General features: G+C 47.2%; 1 protein-coding gene. It reads left to right on the top strand.

Annotation, left to right across the window (positions count from 1 at the left end):
• Positions 1-79 precede the first annotated feature (79 nt).
• A complete protein-coding gene (locus R7127_RS26880) occupies positions 80-1,000 on the top strand; it encodes an IS5 family transposase (protein WP_318142905.1) in 921 nt (306 codons plus the stop codon).
• The last annotated feature ends 54 nt before the right edge of the window (positions 1,001-1,054 follow it).

The following is a 1,054-nucleotide window of genomic DNA, read 5'->3' as shown; positions in this document are numbered from 1 at the left end:
GGCTTTGTTGCTTAAATCGATGGAACTAAATCAAGAAGCTACGATCTGATCGGCTACACCCATTAATCGTCGTAGCCTCATGCCTAAACCTCGTTACAAAACAACTAACTGGACGCAGTACAACAAAGCCTTAATAAACCGTGGTTCTCTGACCTTTTGGATTGATGAGGAAACGATAGCCGAGTGGAAGCAAAACAAACAAGGCAAGCGCGGCAGACCTCGCCAATTCAGCGACTTAGCCATTACTACTGCACTGATGGTGAAACGCATATTCTCTATGCCGTTGAGAGCACTGCAAGGATTTCTAGACTCGGTATTTAAGCTGGCTAACATCCCGCTAGTTTGTCCCCACTACACCTGTATAAGCCGTCGAGCTAAGGAAGTTGAGGTTTCATTTAAAACTAAAACCAGAGGTGCGATACAACACCTAGCCATTGATGCCACTGGCCTCAAGGTTTATGGCGAAGGCGAATGGAAGGTCAAGAAGCATGGTACTGACGGGAAGCGTAGGGTTTGGCGTAAGCTGCATATCGCAGTAGATACTAGCACCCACGAAATAGTCGCAGCAGAGCTGAGCTTATCTAACGTAACCGATGCCGAAGTACTTCCCAACTTGCTTAAGCAGACACGCCGTAAAATCATTGAGATATCAGGCGATGGTGCTTATGACACAAGGAATTGCCATGATGCCATACGGCTCAAGCGAGCTGTTCCGCTCATTCCGCCACGAGAAGGGGCAGCCTTCTGGGAACGAGGACATCCTCGCAACTTAGCAGTGGGTTGCCAGAAGCTCTACGGCTCTAACAAGAAATGGAAAAAGCGGTATGGTTATCATAAGCGCTCGCTCTCAGAGACAGCAATGTATCGGGTAAAACAGTTGTTAGGTGGGAAATTAAGCCTGAGGGACTACAACGCTCAAGTTGGTGAGACTTACGCTATGATCAAAGCGCTGAACAAGCTTACAGGGCTAGGTATGCCTGAAACTCAGTATATTGTTTAAGAACTGAACAACATGGGGCTACCATGTCTTCTCATCGAATTAAGCAACAAAGCC

This window comes from Vibrio sp. 1159 (assembly GCF_033340395.1).
Taxonomy (GTDB): Bacteria; Pseudomonadota; Gammaproteobacteria; order Enterobacterales; family Vibrionaceae; genus Vibrio; species Vibrio alginolyticus.
Note: the sequence above shows the minus strand (reverse complement) of the source record. Positions and strands in the feature narration are given on the sequence as shown.

Bases quoted from the DNA above. Each gene is read 5' to 3' on its own strand.
- R7127_RS26880 (WP_318142905.1), top strand. From the start codon at position 80: ATGCCTAAACCTCGTTACAAAACAACTAACTGGACGCAGTACAACAAA.